Annotated in this window: 16 protein-coding genes, 1 pseudogene and 3 riboswitches; of the genes and pseudogenes, 7 read left to right on the top strand and 10 right to left on the bottom strand. The window is 44.5% G+C overall.

Annotated elements, in window-relative coordinates; all coding sequences use genetic code 11:
* Positions 1-8: 8 nt before the first annotated feature.
* Together HMPREF1536_RS11280 and dinD are read right to left on the bottom strand one after the other, a co-directional pair.
* Positions 9-1,124 carry an efflux RND transporter periplasmic adaptor subunit gene (locus HMPREF1536_RS11280; protein ID WP_028728060.1) on the bottom strand — a complete coding sequence of 372 codons (1,116 nt, stop codon included), beginning with the start codon at positions 1,122-1,124 and terminating at the stop codon, positions 9-11.
* A gap of 266 nt (positions 1,125-1,390) precedes the next feature.
* A pseudogene (gene dinD / locus HMPREF1536_RS11285) lies at positions 1,391-2,227 on the bottom strand (DNA damage-inducible protein D).
* A 197-nt stretch (positions 2,228-2,424) separates the two neighbouring features.
* Between dinD and HMPREF1536_RS11290 the strand changes: the two are divergent.
* On the top strand, positions 2,425-3,336 hold the full coding sequence (locus tag HMPREF1536_RS11290) for a helix-turn-helix domain-containing protein (protein ID WP_225607946.1): 912 nt from the start codon (positions 2,425-2,427) through the stop codon (positions 3,334-3,336).
* A 24-nt stretch (positions 3,337-3,360) separates the two neighbouring features.
* Here the strand turns inward: HMPREF1536_RS11290 and HMPREF1536_RS11295 are convergent, their stop codons facing one another.
* From HMPREF1536_RS11295 to HMPREF1536_RS11320, 6 genes are all read right to left on the bottom strand, one after another.
* Positions 3,361-3,687 (bottom strand): DUF2149 domain-containing protein, encoded by a 327-nt coding sequence (locus tag HMPREF1536_RS11295; protein WP_028728061.1) that lies wholly within the window; start codon positions 3,685-3,687, stop codon positions 3,361-3,363.
* A complete protein-coding gene (locus HMPREF1536_RS11300) occupies positions 3,674-4,270 on the bottom strand; it encodes a MotA/TolQ/ExbB proton channel family protein (RefSeq protein ID WP_028728062.1) in 597 nt (198 codons plus the stop codon). The genes HMPREF1536_RS11295 and HMPREF1536_RS11300 overlap by 14 nt, the downstream gene beginning before the upstream one ends.
* Before the next feature lie 21 nt (positions 4,271-4,291).
* The gene (locus HMPREF1536_RS11305; protein WP_028728063.1) at positions 4,292-4,846 is read right to left on the bottom strand and encodes a hypothetical protein; all 555 of its coding nucleotides are present in this window, start codon (positions 4,844-4,846) and stop codon (positions 4,292-4,294) included.
* A gap of 3 nt (positions 4,847-4,849) precedes the next feature.
* Positions 4,850-9,100, bottom strand: coding sequence for a cobaltochelatase subunit CobN (locus HMPREF1536_RS11310; protein WP_044192341.1), 4,251 nt, complete (start codon positions 9,098-9,100; stop codon positions 4,850-4,852).
* 93 nt (positions 9,101-9,193) lie between these two features.
* Positions 9,194-9,841: an HmuY family protein gene (locus HMPREF1536_RS11315; protein WP_028728065.1), complete on the bottom strand. Its 648-nt coding sequence runs from the start codon at positions 9,839-9,841 to the stop codon at positions 9,194-9,196.
* Positions 9,842-9,877: 36 nt separating this feature from the next.
* The gene (locus HMPREF1536_RS11320) at positions 9,878-12,106 is read right to left on the bottom strand and encodes a TonB-dependent receptor (RefSeq protein WP_147337569.1); all 2,229 of its coding nucleotides are present in this window, start codon (positions 12,104-12,106) and stop codon (positions 9,878-9,880) included.
* A gap of 79 nt (positions 12,107-12,185) precedes the next feature.
* Positions 12,186-12,391: riboswitch (cobalamin riboswitch) on the bottom strand.
* 819 nt (positions 12,392-13,210) lie between these two features.
* Positions 13,211-13,411: riboswitch (cobalamin riboswitch) on the top strand.
* A gap of 140 nt (positions 13,412-13,551) precedes the next feature.
* Here HMPREF1536_RS11320 and HMPREF1536_RS11325 point away from each other — a divergent pair.
* Both HMPREF1536_RS11325 and HMPREF1536_RS11330 read left to right on the top strand, forming a co-directional pair.
* Positions 13,552-14,652 carry a C10 family peptidase gene (locus HMPREF1536_RS11325; RefSeq protein WP_081693337.1) on the top strand — a complete coding sequence of 367 codons (1,101 nt, stop codon included), beginning with the start codon at positions 13,552-13,554 and terminating at the stop codon, positions 14,650-14,652.
* Between the two features lie 5 nt (positions 14,653-14,657).
* Complete coding sequence (locus tag HMPREF1536_RS11330; protein ID WP_147337568.1) at positions 14,658-15,287, top strand: hypothetical protein; 630 nt, start codon at positions 14,658-14,660, stop codon at positions 15,285-15,287.
* 93 nt (positions 15,288-15,380) lie between these two features.
* Here HMPREF1536_RS11330 and nrdG read toward each other — a convergent pair whose 3' ends face one another.
* Together nrdG and HMPREF1536_RS11340 are read right to left on the bottom strand one after the other, a co-directional pair.
* The gene (gene nrdG / locus HMPREF1536_RS11335) at positions 15,381-15,881 is read right to left on the bottom strand and encodes an anaerobic ribonucleoside-triphosphate reductase activating protein (RefSeq protein WP_028728069.1); all 501 of its coding nucleotides are present in this window, start codon (positions 15,879-15,881) and stop codon (positions 15,381-15,383) included.
* 16 nt (positions 15,882-15,897) lie between these two features.
* Positions 15,898-18,105, bottom strand: coding sequence for an anaerobic ribonucleoside triphosphate reductase (locus HMPREF1536_RS11340; protein WP_028728070.1), 2,208 nt, complete (start codon positions 18,103-18,105; stop codon positions 15,898-15,900).
* Between the two features lie 285 nt (positions 18,106-18,390).
* A riboswitch (cobalamin riboswitch) is annotated at positions 18,391-18,600 on the top strand.
* 61 nt (positions 18,601-18,661) lie between these two features.
* Here HMPREF1536_RS11340 and HMPREF1536_RS27085 point away from each other — a divergent pair.
* Genes HMPREF1536_RS27085 through HMPREF1536_RS11365 form a run of 4 tightly spaced genes read left to right on the top strand, consistent with a single transcriptional unit; the run spans position 18,662 to position 22,490 of the window.
* Positions 18,662-18,877 (top strand): cysteine-rich CWC family protein, encoded by a 216-nt coding sequence (locus HMPREF1536_RS27085; protein ID WP_081693338.1) that lies wholly within the window; start codon positions 18,662-18,664, stop codon positions 18,875-18,877.
* A gap of 1 nt (position 18,878) precedes the next feature.
* Positions 18,879-20,393, top strand: a complete 1,515-nt coding sequence (gene accC, locus HMPREF1536_RS11355; RefSeq protein ID WP_028728072.1) for an acetyl-CoA carboxylase biotin carboxylase subunit — start codon at positions 18,879-18,881, stop codon at positions 20,391-20,393.
* 41 nt (positions 20,394-20,434) lie between these two features.
* A complete protein-coding gene (locus HMPREF1536_RS11360) occupies positions 20,435-20,956 on the top strand; it encodes an acyl-CoA carboxylase biotin carboxyl carrier protein subunit (protein WP_028728073.1) in 522 nt (173 codons plus the stop codon).
* Between the two features lies 1 nt (position 20,957).
* Positions 20,958-22,490, top strand: a complete 1,533-nt coding sequence (locus tag HMPREF1536_RS11365) for an acyl-CoA carboxylase subunit beta (RefSeq protein WP_028728074.1) — start codon at positions 20,958-20,960, stop codon at positions 22,488-22,490.
* The last annotated feature ends 1 nt before the right edge of the window (position 22,491 follow it).

Raw genomic sequence — 22,491 nt, forward strand, 5'->3', positions numbered from 1 at the left:
TCTTTCAATTATTGTTTAACCTGAATCGGGGTTCCTTCGCGCAGTAAACCTACGCCTTCGGCAACAATCACGTCACCGGTTTTCAAACCTTCGTTCACGATATATTCCTGTCCGCCGTTCACGCGGGTTACGTTAACCAGGGTGGACTGTGCTTTACCGTCTACCACCTTGTAGGCGTAAACTTTATCTTGTATTTCAAAAGTGGCCGTCTGCGGTATAACGATACTTCCTGATTTTTCTGTAGACAGAATGATGTTACCGGAACTGCCGCTGTAGAGTATGCCGTCTTCATTCGGGAATATGGCACGCAGGCTCACGGTCCCTGTACTGCGGTCGATAACGCCGCTGATTGTTTCTACCTTCCCTTTTACCGGATAAACAGACTTGTCATTCAACTGTAGTTCTACTTCCGGCATCATCTCCAGTGCCTTTTGCTTCGAACCATACTGACGGGTTAATGACAGGAGCTGGTTTTCAGTCATGGAGAAGTAGACATACATATCCGAATTGTCGGAAACGGTTGTCAGTGGCTTAGGAGAATTGGCACTTACCAATGCTCCGACACGATAGGGGAGTGTTGCTACAACGCCGTTCGACGGACTTTTCACTTCCGTATAGGAAAGATTATTGCGCGCATTCAATTCCAACGCTTTCATCTGGGCTAGTTGTGCTTTGGCACTCAGCCAGTTGTTTTCTGCTGTTTGCAGGTCGAAAGCGGATACTACATTTTGTGCATGCAGTTCTTTTTTACTGTCGAGCGTCAGTTTGGCCGTACTCAGGGCTGCTTCTGCCGCTTCTACGTTGGCAAGTGCAGTCTGCAAGGCTGCCTGGTAGGGTACCTGGTCGATAACAAACAATAACTGTCCTTTTCGTACAGCCTGCCCTTCTTCTACGCATAGTTGGGTAATGAATCCTGACACCTGAGGATAGATATCTATATCCTGTCGTCCCCGTATAGTGGCGGAATAAAGACTGCTCAGGGTTTTGTCGGTTGTCGACACTTTTAGTACCTTGTACTCACTGTTAACCATTGTTGCCGGTTGCTCTTTACACGAGCTTACAATAAGGCACATAAGCCCTACCCCGAGGCCGCTGAGGCATCGGGCAATAAAATTTTTCTTCATTTTTCTGCTATTATTTCAATTATAATCCCGGCAGTAGGATTGTTCCAAAATCAAAACATCAACACGGTAATGTCAGAGTGTGAAAGTTTGCTACTCATTGATATATACTGCCTTAACTAATAACCGGTGCAAATGTCCGACTTTTTCCCCGATTTCATGTGGTCGAAAATTGAATATTGTTGTTCCAAATTTGAACAGGGGGATAGCGCCTGATCATTTTGCGGACGTCCGCAAAATGATCAGGATACTATATTGATTTCATTGCGTTATTTCTTTTTCTTCCTGGGGTCACTCAGCTTATTCGTCTCTTTTTTCATGCGTTTTTCCACTTTTTTAATATCTTCACCAGCTGGAAAATGTTCCGGAAAAATACCTCTGTTGACTAGCATGTCTCTTACAGCCAGGTTATTATCTACGTGCTCATGTTCGATGGGCGATTGTCCGTACAAGTCTTTTTGCTGTACGTTGACAGAGGTCATTTCTGCAGCAAAATCTTTTGCTTTAATGCTGATTGTCGGTAGGAAATCGGCAAGCGGACGACTTTCCGGTACACCTAACTTGCGTTTTAACAGCTTGGTATCTATGCGAAACAGGGCTTTGTCTCCCTTTGAACGTATAGTAGCAAAACCTTTGTTATCGATGCCTCTTTCGTATAATACACCCGAAAGAAGCTTCTCTGTTTCGGCTAGTTTGGTGCGGGCGTTGATGCGTTAGTAATCCAACAAGCGTTGTTCTACAAGCTCTGCACGGCGTGTTTGTACGGCAAAGTAGTTTTGGGCAAAAGCTATTTCAGGCTTACGAGGGTCTCCATTTTGTGCAATTAGGTAACATGCATAGCGGGTAAGGAGTATGTTATCTATCTCTCTTTCAGCTCCTTTGGCAAGAGTGATCATTTTGCGGACGTCCGCAAAATGATAGACTGTATCTTCTCCTGCATTTTGGCAGGATGCTTTTGCTTTTTCTATGGCTGGCAGGAAGTTACGCCATTGGGTATATCCTAATAGGGGATATAATTCTCTTGCACTCCAACATTCAACCCCATTGTATTCACAGACAATACTTTCAAATCGAGTAAATAATTCTTTGATTTCTTCAGTTTTCATAGTTACTGTTTTTATAGTTTCCACAAATATATGGATTAGTATTTAATAATAACAGGATTTATTCTATTATTATTTGTTTATATCTCCTTCTCTTTCAATGCTTGAATTAACCCGGATCATTTTGCTGACGTCAGCAAAATGATCCGAATCGGTTTAAGATATATTTCTTATCTTTGCCAACTTACAAAAGAGTATTCATGGAACAATCTGTCTTACAACTCAGTATCGAGGATTTGCTGCGTTATAAATTGGTTTTTAAGTCCTATCAGGATAAGTTGATCATTGCCCGGATAAATGGTGACGGTCATGAAAATCCGGGATTTAAGGAAGGTGTATCCATTCGGTTGGATGCCTTTTCTATTTTTCTGGTGCGTCGGGGCAAGATAGAGATTACAATTGATGATTTTACCTATTATCTGACGGATAATGTGCTGTTGGATATTATGGATATGCATGCGGTAAAGGATTTTCGTTTATCTCCGGACTTCAGAGGGTATCACCTGATTATCGAAAGGAACCTGTTTGCTGAGATCATGCTGAATAGCCGCCGTATGCCTGCTGCTTATATCGCTTCGCGCCATAGCCGTCCGATCCAGAAATTGAAAGACGAAGAAGGGGCTTTGCTGGAAGATTGCCTGTTGCGGATTGAACGTAACATGGAACGCACCGGTCATGCCTGGCAACGGGATATTGTCCTGAACGAACTGCGTGGCTTTCTTTTGGAAATGAATGATATCATTTACCAGGCCAACCGGGGAAAAGTAAACCCGAACCCACCCAGTAAAGACGTGCTTTTGTTCCTTTTTATCCAGCTGCTGAACAAACATTGCCGTACGGAACATTCCGTCTCTTTTTATGCCGGCGAGTTATGTATCACTCCTGAATATCTTTCGCGTATAATGAAGAGTTTCAGCGGAAAAACTGTCAACCAATGGATCAGTAAAGCATTGATGCGTGAAGCTGAAATCTCCCTGCGTAACCCCGACCTGACCATTCAGCAGGTGGCCGATATGCTGAACTTCTCTGACCAGTCATCGTTCGGAAAGTTTTTTAAGAAGCATCGGGGCATTTCTCCTTTGGCTTACAAAAAGCAGTTTGTAATGGAGTAGAGAAAGGATTGTCTGGTAATCCCATTATTCCGGTACGTAAATGATTTCCCCGTTTTCCAGCTCGTATGCGATCCCTACTTTGCGGCCTTTCTTGCTACTGCTTTCCTGGTTTTCGGAAGGACTGTACCGGTGGATTGTCTCTCCTTCTTTGGTAATGATCTCCATATTCTCTTTTCCCGGATTTTTAACCAGCGAGAAATCTTCTTTCGAGAAAAGTTCCGTCATATTGAAGCGGGTAACAAGAGCGACCATCAAAGCAACGGCAAATACCATCGCCACATCAAAAAGATTGGCAACTACACCCATCGGATCGGAGTCACCTTCCGTATGAAATAACCTATTTCGTTTCATTCCGCAGGTTTTTATAGATATATTCCAGATCATTCATGTCGCGGGCATACCATCGCTGTTTGATTTGCAGGGTGACGACACCGATCGCCGCAATTACCATACCGACTACCGTAGTGGCGAAAGCCACCTGCATATTGTAAGCCATCGAGGCTATATCGCCGGTCGATAAGCCCACCAGTGCAGGCCCCATCGGGATCAGTGTTCCCATCAGCCCCAGCATCGGGCCCAGTTTGATAAAAGTCCGTGAACGTCCCAGCTCTTTTTCGGCTTCCACTTCGTAGTTCGCCAGCAGGCGTTCGCAATAAGCGGCGTTTTCCTTGTGGGTATATAACTTTTCAAGACAGCGCAACAGCGGGATATTTTTGTTTTCGGGTAATCGGCTGTAAAGTTCTCCGGCTGTATCAGGTGTCATTTCTTCAAGTATTCCGTTTACCTGTTGCTGTAAACGGGTTTTCTGCCAGAACTCACCGAAAAAACCGCCTACCATCAGAATGGCCCGCCCGAAGAATAGCAGCAGCAATACTACTACGGGAACCAATAACCCGTTAGATATCCAGAATAAAGCATTAGAGATTGATGTCATATCCTATGTCTTTTAATAAATTTATGTAGCGATGATTCCCATCAATAAGATAAAGAGATTGGTGACGAACAGTAATTCCAGTCTCAGGCTTTCGTCTGCCAGATACTTCCTGAGAAACCATCCGATACCGATAATACCGATTCCCGTTGCACCGGCAAACAGCCACGCAACCGTGCGGAAGCTGATCCCGGGATAAGCGAAGATGAGCTGTGTCAGGCTATATGCCAGAACAACGGTGATCAGCATCCCCGGATATATTTTCAGTAAACGAGTCAGCCCCCGTTTAAAGAATGTATCGTGCCTGCGAAATCCGGCAAAGCAATCGAAGCAGAAAGCGATCATCACGGCTGATTCGAGCGTGATCATTACGGCAGCATCCTGCATTCGTTCCGGTGATGACAGGAAATCGGCTATCTGTGTCTTCGACTGTTCGGTAGCCCACGGCCAGATAGCCATTACAAAGAGGCTGCATCCCACCCCGGCGGCCAGGATACCGGAAAAAGAATTGTAAAACCCAATCTTCAGCAGAAAGTTCAGGGTGATAAATCCAAGCAATATGCCGATAACATATTCCATTTGTTATTTTTTTCTCCGCTTCAGCACAAATACCAGCATGATAAACAACAGGGTCACTATTACCGCGATCAGAATGCCATTCAGTGTCTGGCTTTCCTGCTGCGGAGCCTGCGTCAGTTGATCCTTCTTCAATACCACCTGTTGTCCGGTTTCTACTGCAACTTCCTTTATTTCAGAGATATTCCGCTGATAAATCTTTGCCTGTTGCGGCGTAATGCGTTCGGCAATAAACTCTTTCAATTTATCATTATCGCAGACAAATCCGGTACAGGCCGGCTTGAACTCCTCGATCAGTCCGACATGGAGTTCGGAAATCTGTTGTAACTGTTCGTCTGTCGCTTTCCAGTAGCCTTTGCGGGCTGTTTCCAGCATGACGGCTGTCATTTCTTCGAGGGCGGCAGGACTTTCCTTTTTGAAGAAAGCATGAATTCCGAGTTTCTGTTCGTCGAGAACATACATTTTGTATAACTCGTCCCAAAGCTCGTTGTCGATCGTAGAGGGTTTCATTACATTCCAACCATACGTGTTTCGGAACGTTTTGGAGAAGTTCTCCGCTGTCGTTGCGCCCCCTTTCATCTTTTCCTTGATATATTCAGGATTAAGCAGTGTCGTACGGCTTTCCACGCCGATCGCTTCCCGCAGGTTTTGCAAGCGGATATTGTGACGGTTACGATAATCGGACAGGTAAGCTTCCGGTTCTTTACCGGTCACGTTGCGCACGGATAGGTTCATTCCTCCCATAAATTCATACATGTGATCGAGACTCAGTGCGCCCCATGTATTGCTCTGCCGGGGCTGCATTACCACATCCGTATGCTGCAAAGCGATGCTGAACAAGTCTTTCACCACTTCGCCCCATTTGTCGGGATCGCCGTAGATCGCTCCCATGTTATTCAGGTAAGTAGATGCTATCTGCGATTCGTCGTCCCAGGCATCCCCTTTCTCTACCAGACTGGTGATACCTGTTCCGTAGCCGCCGTTCACGGCACCGAATATACGCATGGTGGACAGTTCGCGTGCCTCTTTGGGAGAAATACCTTTTTCTACCAACATCTTTTCAGACTCGATCGTTCCTTCGGCTACATAGTTTCCATAGGGGTCGCCTTCCGATTTGGCAGCCATCGATACGGCTTTACTCAGCATGGCCAGACGGGATGCGGCCAGGTCTCGAAGCTGTCCGGAAGTTTGTACGACGATATCGATACGCGGACGTTTCAGCTCTTCGGAAGGGATCAGGCGGAGATCCGTAACACGTCCCATTCCGTCGCGTACAGGTTCTACCCCCAGCATATACAGCGCCTGTGCGAATGTTGCTCCTTCCGTTTCGATAAATTCACCGGCCCAGAAAGTATAGCTGACCTTACGCGGCCAATCCTCATGTTTCTTGAAGTAGGTCTGTAAGGTAGCGTCTGCCAGCGCTTTTCCGTTGTCCCACGCACGGGTTCCCGGAGTCGCTTCGGCATTGATCGAATACATATTGCGTCCGGTTGGTAACGTATTGGGCGAAAGAACCACGTCACCGCCCGGACTGGGAGCGATATACCCTCCGTTGAGGGCATGCAGGAAACTCTGTAATTCCGACTCGGGCGATGTCTCCAGCAATTGCTTATAGTTGAGCACGTTTTTCAACGTACGTTCAATCTCCAGGACAGCGAAAGAGAAATCTTTTTCCTCCTGGGGTATTTCCGGCATCTCGGCTTTCTTTCCTTCTTTTTTCGCTTTTTTACGTGCTTCGATCCGTTTCTTTACCCAGTCCGGCATTTTACCTACTTTCGGCATTCCGGCCGGCATTTTCATCTCTCCGTTTTCATCCGAACCGTTTTCGTCATTATCGGCGGAAGCCATCGCCATCATTTCGCTCATCGACATCTGGCGGGGATTGACGGCCATTTCCGTTGCCCGTGCCTTCATCAGGTCGGCCCGGGTCAGCGATGCTATTTCCTGTATCAGAAGGTCACTGCTTTTAGCCGGTGAGATCAGTATCTGTTTGATCTTTGCTTTCACCGGGGTAAGATAATGACGGGATATATAGGCATTGTTTTCCAATTGTTCTTTGGTAATCTTTTTGTTCAGTGCATCCAGGCGTGCCAGGCTGTAGGCCAGCGGATCGGCCGACATGGCGATGGCTGTCGACTCAATATCCTCTTTACTATACGGTTGCCCCAATGTATAAAGGCGTCCGGTCATTTTTTCATTGGCAATCTCTTCGGCAAAGTTCTCAATGCGTTCAATTTCTTCAGCGGTATAAGGAGTCCCCGATATGCTATCCAGTTGCAGATCGCGCTGTAATCCCTTTTTCAATACCGTTGCTTTTATCTTCAGGCCGATCTCTTTTTGCTTGTTTTCCGGTGTCTGATACCAGGCATCTATATCATTGAACAAACCGGCAAACCGGCCGCGTGTACGGCTTTCCATAAAAGGCGGCGTGATATGCGACAGCATGACGGCATGCGTACGACGTTTGGCAATGATGGCTTCACCGACATTGGCAATACTGTAATAATAGAAATGCGGCAGATTGCCAATCAGGCAATCCGGCCAGTCCCTGTTGGATAAACCGGCCTGTTTGCCGGGTGTAAATTCCAGACTTCCATGTGTGCCGAAATGAACCAGGGCATCTGCCTTGAATTCGTTCTGAACCCAAAGGTAGGGAGCTATATAAGCATGTGGGGGAGCGACGCTTGCGCCGTGGACGATTTGGAACTCATCGTCGCCTTCTGCTGCATGCGGCTGTGGGAAGAGTACGATATTTCCGAATTGCAGGCGGGCGATAGCCAGCGAGGGCTCTCCGTTATGCCCGGCGCTCAGGTAATTGCCCGGTGCTTCTCCGTACTTATTTACCACTTCCTTATATTTATCGGGGACAAGCGTCTTTGCAGCCCATTGCTCATAGGTGGACTTGCTGACCCAGAGCGGGTTGCCATTCTTCATAAACTCATCCTGTGCCCCTTTGGCATAGGCTCCTAAAACGGCTCCTTGTTTTTTCAGTAATTGATTGAACGCTTCGAAGGTGTCGGGAAGCCCGTCTACGTTGTAGCCTTCGTGCTTCAACCGTTTCAACAGTTCGTATAGGGAGGGAGCCACTTCCAGTCCGGCGGCTACCAGAGAAGCCTGTCCGGCTGCTTTGAAATAGCAGATCGCAATCCGTTTTTCCTGATTGGGCTTGGTGCGCAGTTGCAGGTATTTCCTGACATTCCCAGTGAAATTATCCAACCGTTCACTTTCCGCATCAAACATATAATAGCCGTTCTGATGTTCATTCTGGGTAGAGATCACTAAGGGATCGATCCCTCCGTCTATCTCCGGCAGCACGATACGGGCAGTCAGGTAACCGCCTGTCACTCCTTTATTCTTGTCGTCGCTCAGCCATTCTTCCCGGCTCAACATGATGGATAGCGGGCAGAAAAGCGGGATATTGTTTTCTGTCAGCCATTGCACTGTTTTGTCGCCTCCCAGGCGTCCCATCGGCAGATAGACAACAGCGTCGGGATGAACGCTTTCCATCAGCTCCTGCCGTTTGGCTGCTGCGGCAATGGGATAGACATTGAATCCGGCATCTGTCAGGCGGACAATCAGGCTGTCTACATAGCTCCGGTTCCCTTCCAGCGGGGAAGTCATTCCCGATATGAATGCGATGCGGGGAGCGTCTTCCTTATAAATTTTCTTTTCACGCAGGTGGTTGGTCAATTCGTCGGCAGTACGGTAAAAGACACCGTCTTCCAAGTGGAAAAAGATATCGGAAGGGATCAATACTGCTTCTTCCGGTTTTGTTTGGAATAGTTTCCGGCTGTCGAACGTATTACGGATATAATGCAGCATGTTCCGGTAGTTTACTTTGCTCCGGTTGTTGTAGTAGGTGTCCAGTTGCTGCTGTTGCAAACTGTCTACATGATGGTTAATGATGGAGCCGGACGAAAAGATGAAGGTATATACGGTTGCCCCTTTCTTCCCGGCTGCTTCAATATTTTCTGTCTGTTCTTCCGTCAGTCGCAGCCCTGGGCCGAACAGCAGGATTGCATCGTATTTCTTCAGCGAAGATGCGTCTTCCGGCTTGACCTCGCTGACTTGTATCAGGCGGCTGTCGCTTGCCATCGCTATGTTAGACACCTGGTAGGATGGGAAGTTTACCAGTGCTATTCGGGTGGGAGAAAGCAACAGGCTATAAAAAGCATATAAGCCGAGTACCAGCAAAAGTGCCAGCCCGGCTTTCCATCCTGCGGATTTGTGTTGACGGAGGAATTGAATTACAGACATAATGTGGAAAATTAGCAAAAGGAAGGGAGATTGGAAAGAAAAGTATATATGTGTGTCTGATGATCCCCCCTCCTTTGCGTTGATTAACTAATGTTATTTAAACGGATATACATAGTCGAATTTGATGTGGCCGGATTCTTTACCGTCATCGCTTTTGTATTGTTTCATTATTATTTTTGCGTAATGTTTTCCATCAGCAGTTTTAATAATAAATACATTCTTATTGTAGTGCCATTGCATATCGCCGGTAGGAGCATCGAACCATGCCCAAACAGGACGATCTAATACCTGAAAAGCGGTATTGGCAGAACGTTCTTCAAATTTACCCATTATTGTCATCATATCTACTTTTGTATCAGCAATAAAACCACTGGTAGGAACAACTGTTACTTTGTCGAAAGCTGTTTCTTTAGTGTCCAGAGCACCGCCTTGGCCTTCACCGGAAGTTCCGCTGTTTGTACGTATATAGAAACGTTGGAAAGCTATGTCCCAAGTCTGGTCTTTAGCAGCATTCGCTTTATCGATTACAACACTATCACCTTTCGAGAAAGAAAAATAGACCCAGTCATTAGCGGCTGTGCTATTGTTAATAAGATAGAATGATTTTGCTTCTGCCGGGATTTCCGGTTCTTCATCATCATCGCTACAAGCTACAAAACCGCTGGAAAGTAAACACAATGCAACAAGTACCATGATCTGTTTCAGACCAAATACTGCAAAATTCAATTTGTTCGTTTTCATAAAATGATTAAAAATTATAATGTTCATAAATCGCTATCAGAATTTAAAGATGACGGAACCGAACACGCGTCGTCCCGGATCGTATGTCGTATAATTGACCGGATCGGTGTAGTTGAAGATGTTTTGTACACCGGCTGTCAGCAGTAGGTTCATATATTTATGTTTCCAGATGCTATACTGTACGGTCAGTTTCCACAAACTGTATGCATCCTGCGGACTGTCTACCATCTGCTGGATTGTTTTTCCTGTCTCAGGATCGACCACGGTCTTTTCGCGGAAGTTGATTTTCTTCGATGTCCATCGTCCGGCAATGGAAACAGAGGCTTCCCGTTTGAATACATCGAACAGGAACATCGCGTTGCAACTGAGCGAATGTTTGGTATTCCCGGTCAACTGCAGGCCGGTAGCTTTGTCTTGTGCATCTGTAAAATCGTAAGTACCTTGCAAGTTTACCCATCGGAACGGTTTGTAAGCGACAGAGATTTCCGCTCCACGGATACGGGCGTTATCTACATTTCTGTATCGCAACTGTGCTTCTTCTGCTCCGTTAGGCAATTCTACGATAACGTTATACGATTGTATTTTATCTTTGATATCGTTCTGATAGATTTCTCCACTGATATTCAGTTTGCTAAATGTGTATTCGGCAGAGAAAGAGTAGTAATTCGAATGTTCGGCTTTCAAATCAGGGTTACCGATGTTGTGTGAAACGGAACCCATCTGGAAGTCGGAGAACAGCTCGGTTGCATCGGGCGCTTTGAAACCTTTGCTGTATCCGGCACGCAGACGAAGATTACCGGGTGAGTACATCACGTTGACTTTCGGTGTGTAGGCATTCCCGAAAACAGAATGGTGGGTATAACGGAAACCTCCGATGATATCGAGTTGCGGGATCACTTTCCAGTCCAGTTGTACGAACCCGTTGATGTCGTTTACCTTACGGGTTTTCATATCTTCTCCGTATTGTTTGATATTATAATCCTTATTCCAGTTGAACTCAATACCGGCTATTCCTTGCAGGTTGTCGAGCGGTGTATAAATATCCGTCAAACGTAAAGTCTGTACGTTTGAGGTAGCATTTTTACTTACTGAATCCAGCTTTTCAAAAACAGTCCGTCGGATGTAGAAGTCTCCGTAATAGATAGCTTTCAATAAATTCTTTTCTCCCAACTGTTGTTGAAGTCCGGCACGGAATGTTTTGTTGAAGCTCTTATAATGTGTTACTTCGTTGCTTAGCTTCGGGTTTTTCTCTTCGTTGAGGAAAAAATCGGCTGCCGCATCCAGTTTGGTGTTGTTGTGTTCCCAGGCCAGCTTCTCGGATATTGTCATATTGGCGGACGGGTTCTGGGTATAGTTTGCCGGCGAGTCGGGTGTCAGGTCGTACCCGTCCGTCGAGTTCCGGTTGAACAATGTCTGCGAAGTGAAGTTTTTGTATTTTGTACCGAAAGCGGCATCCATCAGCAGTTCGTTGTAGCGTGAATAACGAACTTTAGCCCATCCTTCGGCCGGACGTTCCGGAGTTTTTGTTATGATGTTGATAATCATGCCGATTGCGCTGGAACCGTATAAAGCCGAAGCAGCACCTTTGACAACTTCTATCTGTTTGATGTTGGAAGTACTCAGGCGTTCGAAGTCGATCGGGCCTCCGGGGGTATTCGACAGACGTTCGCCGTCGACCAGGATCAGGATATATTTGTTTTCCAATCCCTGGATGCGGATATTATCTCCTCGCGGGTCGCTGTTGAACTGCAATCCCGGAATGGAATATTCCAGTGCATCCATAATGTTTTCAAAATCGTTGCGTTGTAATTGGGAAGCCGGGATCAGTTTGGTAAGGACAGGGGTGTTTTTGATCGTCTTCTCTGTACGGGTACCGGTAACGACCACTTCGTTCAGGTCGAATATTCCGGCATTCATACGGATATCCATCTGTTTTTGTGCTCCGCTGGCGTTGATCTTGATTGTCTGTTCCATGTAACCGGTCGAACGGACAAGCAGGTTATAGCTTTTTCCTTCGATCAGTTCCAGCCGGAAACGACCGTCTGCATCACAGGCGGTGCCAATCAATGTTCCCGGAACATTGATTGTGGCCATAGGTATACCTTCTCCTGTTTCGGAGTCAATGATTTTGCCGGTTAACACGCAAATGCCGGTTTGTACCTGTTCTTTCTCCGGTGTATTGGTTGGCATTTCTCCGGCAACAGCAATGGCAGGAGTAAATGCACACACCGAAAGTAAAGACATAGCAATACCTTTCAGTCTCATATAAGTAAACGTATAAATAAAATGGAAGAATTCGTATTGAAATTCCACCTCGTTAATTCCTGCTCTTTATCCCGAAAGCATGAATATAATCGACCAGGCAGGTTTTCTGACTTTTCCGGCTTTGCATGGCCTTCCCGACTTGTGGTCAGTGGCATGAGGTTGCAAGCATTTCCGGCACAGGCCGGAACGGAATTACAGCAACGGGCATTGTTCCGGATTTACACCGGATTCCCTCTCATCACTCGCAGAGTGCATTGTGATTCACCTTAATCCGGTACAAAAGTAGTAAAGTATTTTTGAAAATGAATGATATTTATTTGTAATTTATTTTGTGAGGCTACTATCTCCTTTTAATCTGTGAGGTTGTAGCAATGGCTTATCGAAAGGCAAGATGTTGAATGTCATAGTGATTTTAGAACGAGTGTATTTGTGTTAAATTGCTCTTCTAATGTTTGTTTTTGTGACGAGTGTCTTCGCTGTAAAGCGTGTTTTAGATAAAGTCTTGTTATATATATTAACATTTTAGTGCGTTGAATTTATTTTCAATCTCGTTTTAAACGAATTTCAATTTCGTTTAAAACGAAATAAAATTTTATTGAAGCTGAGATTTTATTGTGTCATTACTGAATTTTTGTTAAATTTAAGCGTGAGTTTCTTTGTTTTTTGCTTTTTGAGATCAAATTTAGGTGTTTTATAGCAGTTTTATTTTCTGCAAGGGTTGAAAATAAGAATAAGAATGCAATGTTATAATGCCTGTGAATAGAAAATAAACATAACCTTATGGTTGTGTTTGTTGGAATAGAGAATTATACTGAATCGTTTTGAAAGAAAATGGAAACAATATGAAAATGGATAACCCTGCCATAAGTTCATAAAAATCTGTACTCCTGTAATTCTTGTCAAATAGAACGGCTACGATGTATATAAAATATCATTTTGTCAAATGATAATGTTCAGTAACTTTTTTATTTATATATGATGCTTTTCTATATTGAGCTAAATATATTTGCAATTATATTATATGTGACGAATTAATTGTTTCTGTAAATAAATTCATCTTATTATGAATTAAATATTCTTTTTGTATTTACTTCTTAATTATTTATTTATATTTGCACAGTTGGTGATATGTATTCTTATTCGGAGAATCATATAAAAAGGGAATTTGGTGTAAAACCAAAACAGTGCCCGCTACTGTAACATCTGTTTAATGTGAAAGCAAGTCTACTATACCACTGTCTTTTAAAGATGGGAAGGGTGCTTTCTCGATGAAGTCAGGAAACCTGCCAAACTAAAAATAAAAATATTTATCCCGGGATTAGGAAAAATATGATGTAATCCTCTGAGGCAATTTCATTTAATGTTATGAATTTGTGATAAATTTATATAGTGCCCCTGTAAAATTGTGGATTCCCAATATTAGTTTAATATTAAATATATTAGTTATGAAAAAAAAATTATTAGCCTTTTCTGTTTGTTTTATTTCGTTATTTTCATGTAATAATGAAATGACAAATATTAGTAGTAGAGCGCAACTTTGTGCGTTAAGTTCATCTCCAGAAGAAATAGCGATAAAAGTTATCTCAAGTCAATATGGAAATAGTGCTTTTACAAAAAGTGTATCTTCTCAAGTAAAAAGCACTGAAACTCGTTTTTATTCAGTAAAAGTTCCACAAGAGGTACAGATGCTATCAAATAATGATGTCGTAGCTTTAGCAAATAGAATAGAAGAAGTTCGTTCTGTTGAAGATGGATATATAGTACTTAGGGAATATGAATATTTACCAGAAGAGATAACAGAATATTCTCCATTGTTGAAGACTCGTTGGGGACAGTATCAACCGTTTAATGGAAGTGTTAAAACTCTGTGTAGTAATACTTCAGGTCGTGCTCCTGCAGGTTGTGGTGCTATTGCAATGGGGCAAATTTGTAATTATCATAGATATCTTGGAGTAGGAACGTATAATTGGAGTATTTTAGATAATGCAGAATATACCGACACAAATTCGGAAGCGGCGAGGTTTATTTCTAATATAGGTTTAAGTATTCATATGGTTTATGGTTGTGATGGAAGTACTTCGACTACGAGTAATACAAGGGCTGCTTTTGAGACTTACGGTTATACTTGTTCATCTATCATTAACGGATTTGATATGACAAAAGCTGCTAACGCAATTGCTATAGATAAGTGTCCTGTATTTGTAAGAGGAGGAAAATCAGGAACAGTTGGACATGCGTGGGTAATGGATGGATATAGGAAAGTTTATCAGAAAATTTATGTGACTGAATGGAGTAAATATATGGCTCATGCCATTCCGGATTTATCAGATGTAAATGATGTTGATGAAGTGTTATGGGAAAATCTTAAGTATATGCCGGGGACGAGTTTTACAACATCTCATACAATTGAATCTGTTCACTGTAATTGGGGGCAATATGGAAATTCTGATGGTTTTTGTAGTGTGGGACATTTTATTTATAATAACTCTCAAGGAGGAAAAAATGATTATAATAGTGATATGCAAATGTTCATACCTAGAAAATGATTGACATGCACAAAGTAATTTATTTCTTTTTGATTCTAATTGTTAGTTCGTCTTGTAGAGAAAAAATCTTGGAAAATAGCCCGGGTGATTTTTCAGACACGAGCCATTATATTTATTCTTATGAAAATGAGATTGGATCAATTCATCTTCTGGAAAGTGACTCTTCTATTCAATTCGAACTGAAAGGAAAAACTGTTTCAAATAATTATTTACAGAGTAAAGAGTATAAAGAAATATCTACCAGATATGGAGATGATAGTTTTTCTGGGCGTATTAGTGAGAGTATGCAAATACCTATTTTGGCTAATGATACTATTAGTTTTATTCATTTAATATGTGAAGAAAATTTTGATGTGGATCATTTGAAAGGTTCATATGTGGATGATCTTGTTCAGATTCATTATATTTCTTGTAAAGAGGTGCTGTCTTCATCATATCAGGATTTGAATGTTGAGAAACAGTATAATTTAGAAATATTTAATGAAATGTCTGAAAAATATCTGATAGCGAACATCATTAATTTAGTATTCACTTCAGCTCCTAATGAAGCTGGTAGTTACAAATTTAATCTTCAATGTATGAACACTAGAGGAAAAATGTGGCAAAAAACAGTATCGTTTGAATTTAAGCGGTGAACAAAATTATAATAGGGAGGATCTTTTGACTCCCTATTATAAATATTGTATGTTAAACTATGTATTTCAATAAAGGATTATGAGATTGTTTTTTTAGATATATGGGTTATAATTATAGAAAATAACTTTCTTCTCTTTTAAAGACGCTTTCACATCGATCAGCCGCTGATTGGTGCTGCCGCGAAACAATAGACTTTCGTCATGGAGAGCCTGTTTGAATTTGCCGTCGACCAGGACGTCTACATATTGGAGTAATGCTGCTTGTTTGGGATTCTCCAGTAGTTTCTCGAATTTGTATCCGGTATAGCACCAGATGTTCTTCCGGCTTTTCTCTTTGATGGCGCGCGCCAGCTTGGTGAACTCTTCCGGCTGGTACATCGGGTCGCCGCCGCTGAAGGTTACATCGGCGAAATCATCGGCCAGCACCTTTTCCAATATTTCTTCGGTAGGAACGGGGCGGCCTTTGTTGATATCCCACGATTCCGGATTATGACAGCCCGGGCATTGGTTCGGGCAGCCGGCAGCGTAGATGGCAGTCCGGAAGCCGGGGCCATCTACGGTTGTATCTTCTATAATATCGATAATAGATAACATAGTTGTTGACTGTTAATCAATTATGAATAATACGATCGTTCAATTCGGATAACTTGGCATTGTTCCAGCGATCGGTCGTACCTACCAGATAGCCGGTGATGCGTTGCAGTTTATCCAGGTGCTGGCTGCCGCATTTCGGGCAGGTTTCCAGGTTGGCATCTGCGTTTTCGTAGCCGCAATCCAGGCAACGGTTGCGGTTATGGTTTACCGAGCCGTAACCGATATTGTATTTATCCATCATATCGACCACTTTCATGATCACTTCCGGATTATGGGTCGCATCGCCGTCAATTTCGACATAGAAAATATGACCGCCACCGGTCAAAGCGTGGTAAGGCGCTTCGATTTCTGCCTTATGGCGGGCGCTGCATTTGTAATATACCGGAACATGGTTGGAGTTCGTATAATAATCGCGGTCGCAGATACCGGGCAGCGGGCCGAATTTCTTACGGTCTCTTCCTGTGAACTTGCCGGAAAGACCTTCTGCCGGAGTTGCCAGCACGCTGTAGTTATGCTGATACTGTTCCGAAAACTTATTTACGCGGTCGCGCATATAAGTCACGATCTTTATACCTAATTCCTGTGAGTCTGCATCTTCACCATGATGTTTACCGGTAAGGGCGACCAGGCATTCTGCCAACCCGATAAATCCGATACCCAATGTACCCTGGTTGATGACCGAAGCGATCGTGTCTGTCGGTTTCAGCTTTTCGCTACCCAGCCAGAGTGAAGACATGAGCAGCGGGAACTGTTTTGCATACGCCGTTTTCTGGAACTCCATACGTTCGTGCAACTGGCGGGCTGTAATCTCCAGCATTTCATCCAGTTTGGCAAAGAAACGGGCAATACGTACCTCTTTATCTTCAATATCCATACATTCGATAGCCAGGCGTACGATGTTGATCGTAGAGAAAGACAGGTTTCCGCGACCGATAGATGTTTTCGGCCCGAAACGGTTCTCGAATACACGCGTGCGGCATCCCATCGTTGCCACTTCGTACATATAACGCTGCGGATCGTCGGCTTTCCAATCCTCATGCTGGTTGAAAGTTGCATCCAGGTTCAGGAAGTTCGGGAAAAAGCGGCGTGCCGATACTTTACAGGATAATACATACAGGTCGTAGTTCCTGTCTTCCGGCAGATAGCTTACGCCCCGTTTCTTTTTCCATATCTGGATCGGGAAGATAGCCGTTTCGCCGTTACCGACACCCCGGTAGGTACTTTTCAATATTTCGCGGATGATGCAACGACCTTCCGCCGAAGTATCTGTACCGTAGTTGATGGAACTGAATACCACCTGGTTGCCACCACGTGAGTGAATAGTATTCATATTATGGATAAAAGCTTCCATCGACTGGTGGACGCGGCTGGCTGTTTTATTGATCGCATGTTGTATGATCCGTTGGTCGCCTGTCAGGCCATCCAGCGGGCTGTTCACATAGTCGTCTACTTCTACCTGGTAGAGATGTGAATAATCGGCTCCGTTCAATTCTTCAAGCGTTTTTATCTCTTCGATAAAGCTGTTGCGCACGTAAGGAGCCAGATAAAAGTCGAAAGCCGGGATCGCTTGTCCACCGTGCATTTCGTTCTGAGCAGTTTCCAGTGAGATACATCCCAGTATGCTGGCCGTTTCGATACGTTTTGCCGGGCGCGATTCGCCATGTCCGGCAGAGAAACCGTATTTTAGAATGCGATCCAGCGGATGCTGTACACAGGTCAGGCTCTTGGTCGGGTAATAATCCTTATCATGGATATGGAGGTAATTGTTGGAAATGGCTTCCTTCACCTCTTCGCTTAACAGATAGTCATCGACAAACGGTTTGGTTGTCTCGCTGGAGAACTTCATCATCATACCCGCGGGCGTGTCTGCATTCATATTGGCATTCTCGCGGGTGATATCATTCGATTTGATATTGATAATTTCCAGGAACATGTCGCGCGTTTTTGCTTTACGGGCAACGCTACGCTGATTGCGGTAGGCAATATATTTTTGTGCTACGTCTTTACGGCTACTGTTCATCAGTTCCAGTTCGACTGCATCCTGAATCGCTTCCACCGTCATTTGTGGTTCCCCTTTGAATGAAATATGGTCGACGATCTGGCGAATTAGCTGCAAATCGTCTCCTATTTCTGTGTGTAGCATGGCTTTTCTGATTGCCGTCACGATTTTCTCCTCATTAAATCCGACGATACGACCATCCCTTTTGATAACTGTCTGAATCATGATAATTGTATTGGTATATTACGTTGTTTTTGTACTTGCAAAGGTATGTCGTAACTACATACGGTGTTCTTTTTGGAAAACTTTTGTCTGGTTAAATTATGTCAATTATCTGGTATTCAGTAGCGTTTTTGCTAAAAGTGGAAAACTTTTGAATTTTGATGCTTTATTTTTTTTCCCAAAAAAGAAAATGTCGTTCTTTGTGCTGTTAGCTCTTATGTTTCAGCTTCTTTTGGTGGAACGCGAAAAAAATATATGAAAAATGATCCTGATATGACTAATTTTTCTATACATTTGCACCGAAATGGTTCTGTATTTTCGGTTCCGGGAATACAGATTAAAAGGGAATCGGGTGTAAATCCCGGACAGTCCCGCTGCTGTGAAGCTCCGTTCAACATTCTGAAAACAACTTATGCCACTGACGATGCAGTAGATAGTCGTCGGGAAGGCTTCAGGATGGGAGTCAGTCAGAAGACCTGCCGTTCGTTAAAGGCTCATATCCTCGTGGGTTAGGATACGGGTTCGAAAAGATTATTTATTATTATAAAGTTATTAGATCATGGAGAAAGATTGTCCGCGTTGTGGTGTCTCCTTTGTTTGCCGGGTAGATAATATCGCTACCTGTCAATGTGCACCTGTGAATCTGGATGAGCTTCAACTTGCCTATGTAAAAATGCATTATCCGGGCTGTTTATGCAATTCCTGCCTGAATGAAATAAAGAAATATTTTTACGCCTGTGAAGTAAATCCTCACTATAAACGATTAAAGCATTGATATGATACGAAAAATACTAGTCGCGAACCGCGGTGAGATCGCTGTACGCGTGATGCGTTCCTGTCGTGAGATGGGAATACAGTCGGTCGCCGTCTTTTCGGAAGCCGACCGTACAGCCAGGCATGTCCTGTATGCCGATGAAGCCTGCCTGATCGGCCCTGCCGCATCAAAGGAAAGTTATCTGGATATAGAGAAAATTATCCGGGCAGCCAAAGAGCATCAGGCGGATGCTATTCATCCGGGATATGGTTTCCTTTCCGAGAATGCCGGATTTGCCCGGAGATGCAAGGAGGAAAATATAATCTTCATCGGCCCGGCTGCTGAAACGATGGAAGCGATGGGGGATAAGATTTCAGCCCGTAAACGGATGATCGCGGCGGGGGTTCCGGTTGTTCCGGGTACACAGCAACCCTTACAGGATGCGGCCGAAGCTCTCCGTATCTGTAAAGAGATCGGTTTCCCGGTGATGCTGAAGGCTTCTATGGGCGGTGGTGGAAAAGGCATGCGATTGATCCACAAGGAAGAAGAGGTGGAGGAAGCTTATAACTCCGCCCGGTCGGAATCGCTTTCTTCTTTTGGGGATGATACGGTTTACCTGGAAAAATTTGTGGAAGAGCCGCATCATATCGAATTTCAGATATTAGGTGATAATCACGGAAATGTGATCCAGCTGTGCGAACGTGAATGTTCGGTTCAGCGCCGTAACCAGAAGATCGTGGAAGAAAGCCCTTCTCCCTTTATTACATCGGAGTTGAGAATGAATATGGGAGAGAAAGCGGTTGCAGCGGCGAAAGCTGTGAATTATTCCGGTGCAGGCACTATCGAGTTTCTGGTAGATAAACACCGGAATTTTTATTTTCTGGAAATGAATACCCGCCTGCAGGTGGAACATCCTATAACGGAAGAGGTCTTGGGTGTCGATCTTGTAAAAGAGCAGATCAGGGTGGCGAATAACGAGCAGCTTCACATCCGCCAGGAAGATATTGTGCAGCGCGGCCATGCCATCGAATGCCGTATCTGCGCCGAAGATACCGATGCCGGTTTTATGCCTTCGCCCGGTGTCATACGCCAACTGACCGAGCCCAACGGTATCGGCGTTCGTGTAGACAGTTATGTGTATGAAGGGTATGAAATACCTGTTTATTATGACCCGATGATCGGAAAGCTGATCGTATGGGCTACTACGCGGCAGTATGCTATCGAACGGATGCGTCGTGTGTTGCATGAATACAAGATCACCGGTCTGAAAACCAATATCAGCTATTTGCGCCGTATCATGGATTCTTCCGATTTCGTGAAAGGGAAATATGATACTTCCTTTATAGAGAAACATGCGGAGCAATTACAGCATCCGGTTGAAACCGGAGGTACGGAAACGGAGAATATCGCTATGATCGCTGCTTACATCGATTATCTGATGAATCTGGAGGAAAACAGTTCCGGAACCGCTGCGGATGGCCGCCCGATCAGCCGCTGGCGTGAATTCGGCCTGCAAAAAGGGGTTCTGAGAATATAGAACCGGCACATGGCAATTAGTACATCGAATAATTATTATTTATGGAAATACATATAGGAAAAAGGACTGCTGACGTGTCGCTGGTCAGTAAGGAGGGGAATAAGGTACAACTGACCGTCGACGGAGTTCCTTATGACGTCGATATCGTAATGGCGGAAAACGGAGCCTGTTCTATCTTGCATGACGGGGTGTCGTATAACGCCGAACTGATACGTGGAGCAGGCGGTAAGAACTATACTGTAAATACTTATTTCTTATCGTATAATATCGATATACTCGATACACAGGTGAAATATCTGCGTATGCGAAAGAGCAGTGAGGAAAAGCAGGAGAACCGGATTATTTCTCCGATGCCCGGTAAGGTGGTGAAGATCCCCGTACAGGTGGGCGACCGGTTGGAAGCCGGTGATATTGTCGCTGTAATCGAGGCAATGAAGATGCAGAGTAACTATAAGGTTAGTTCTGCCTGTACGGTTCGCGAAATCCTGGTGAAAGAGGGGGATTCAGTGACCAGCAACCAGGTGCTCTTGTCGTTGGATGTAATAACGGAAAAAGAAGATTAAAATGGAAAAAGAACAATTATATAAAACCTTCGGGGAACTGGACAAGGCCGCTTTACAGGGTGGAGGCGTTGCCCGTATCGAGAAGCAGCATGAGTCGGGAAGGATGACCGCCCGCGAACGTGTCGATATGTTGCTGGATAAAGGGACATTTAACGAACTGGATAAGTTTGTCGTTCACCGTTGTACGAATTTCGGTATGGATAAGAATAAGATCCCGGGGGATGGGATTGTATCCGGTTATGGAAAGATCGACGGACGGCTGGTATTTGTCTATGCCTACGACTTTACGGCTTACGGCGGTACGCTGAGTGCCACGAATGCGGCCAAGATCGTAAAGGTTCAGCAACTGGCTCTGAAAAGCGGTGCGCCTGTCATTGCCCTGAACGACTCGGGAGGTGCCCGTATCCAGGAAGGGGTAAGCAGTTTGGCCGGGTATGCTTCCATTTTTTACCAGAATACGATGGCTTCGGGGGTTGTCCCGCAGATATCGGCTATCCTGGGGCCTTGTGCAGGTGGGGCTTGTTATTCTCCGGCATTGACCGACTTTATTTTTATGGTGAAGGAAAAGAGCCATATGTTCATAACCGGGCCGGATGTGGTGAAAGCCGTTACGCATGAAGAGGTCGGCAAGGAAGAACTGGGAGGCGCCTACACACATAGCAGTAAAAGCGGTGTGACTCATTTCATGTGTGACACGGAGGAGGAAACTTTGATGAGCATTCGCGAATTGCTGAGTTTCCTTCCGTCTAATAATATGGAAGATGCGCCGGTAATTTCCTGTACCGATGATATCCGCCGGGAGGAAGAAGCATTGCAGCAAGTCATTCCCGATGATCCGAATATACCTTACGATATCAAAGATATTATTGAACCAGTGGTCGATAACCATTATTTCTTTGAAGTAATGCCGCATTTTGCCAAAAACATCGTAGTCGGTTTTGCCCGTTTGGGAGGGCGTTCGGTCGGGATCGTCGCCAACCAACCGGCTTTTCTGGCAGGTGTACTGGATATCGATGCTTCAGACAAAGCCGCACGCTTTATCCGTTTCTGTGATTGTTTCAATATCCCCTTGATCACTTTTGAAGATGTTCCCGGATTCTTACCCGGCTGCCAGCAGGAGCATGACGGCATTATCCGCCACGGAGCCAAGATCGTCTATGCCTATGCCGAAGCTACGGTTCCTAAAATTACACTGATTACCCGGAAGGCTTACGGGGGTGCCTATATCGTGATGGCGAGCAAACCGACCGGAGCTGATATAAACCTGGCTTATCCGATGGCTGAAATAGCTGTGATGGGGGCCGAAGGTGCTGTTAATATCCTCTATCGGAAAGCGACAGGAGAGGAGAAGGTGCAGGCGATGGCTGAATATACGGAGAACTTCTCAAATCCGTACCGGGCAGCCGAACAGGGTTTTATCGATGAGATCATCATGCCCCGGCAGACACGTTTCAAACTTATACAGGCGTTGGAAATGGCAAAGAACAAAAGCCAGAGCAATCCGCCTAAAAAACATGGCAATATGCCATTATAAA

It is taken from the genome of Parabacteroides gordonii MS-1 = DSM 23371 (assembly GCF_000969825.1).
Lineage (GTDB): Bacteria > Bacteroidota > Bacteroidia > Bacteroidales > Tannerellaceae > Parabacteroides > Parabacteroides gordonii.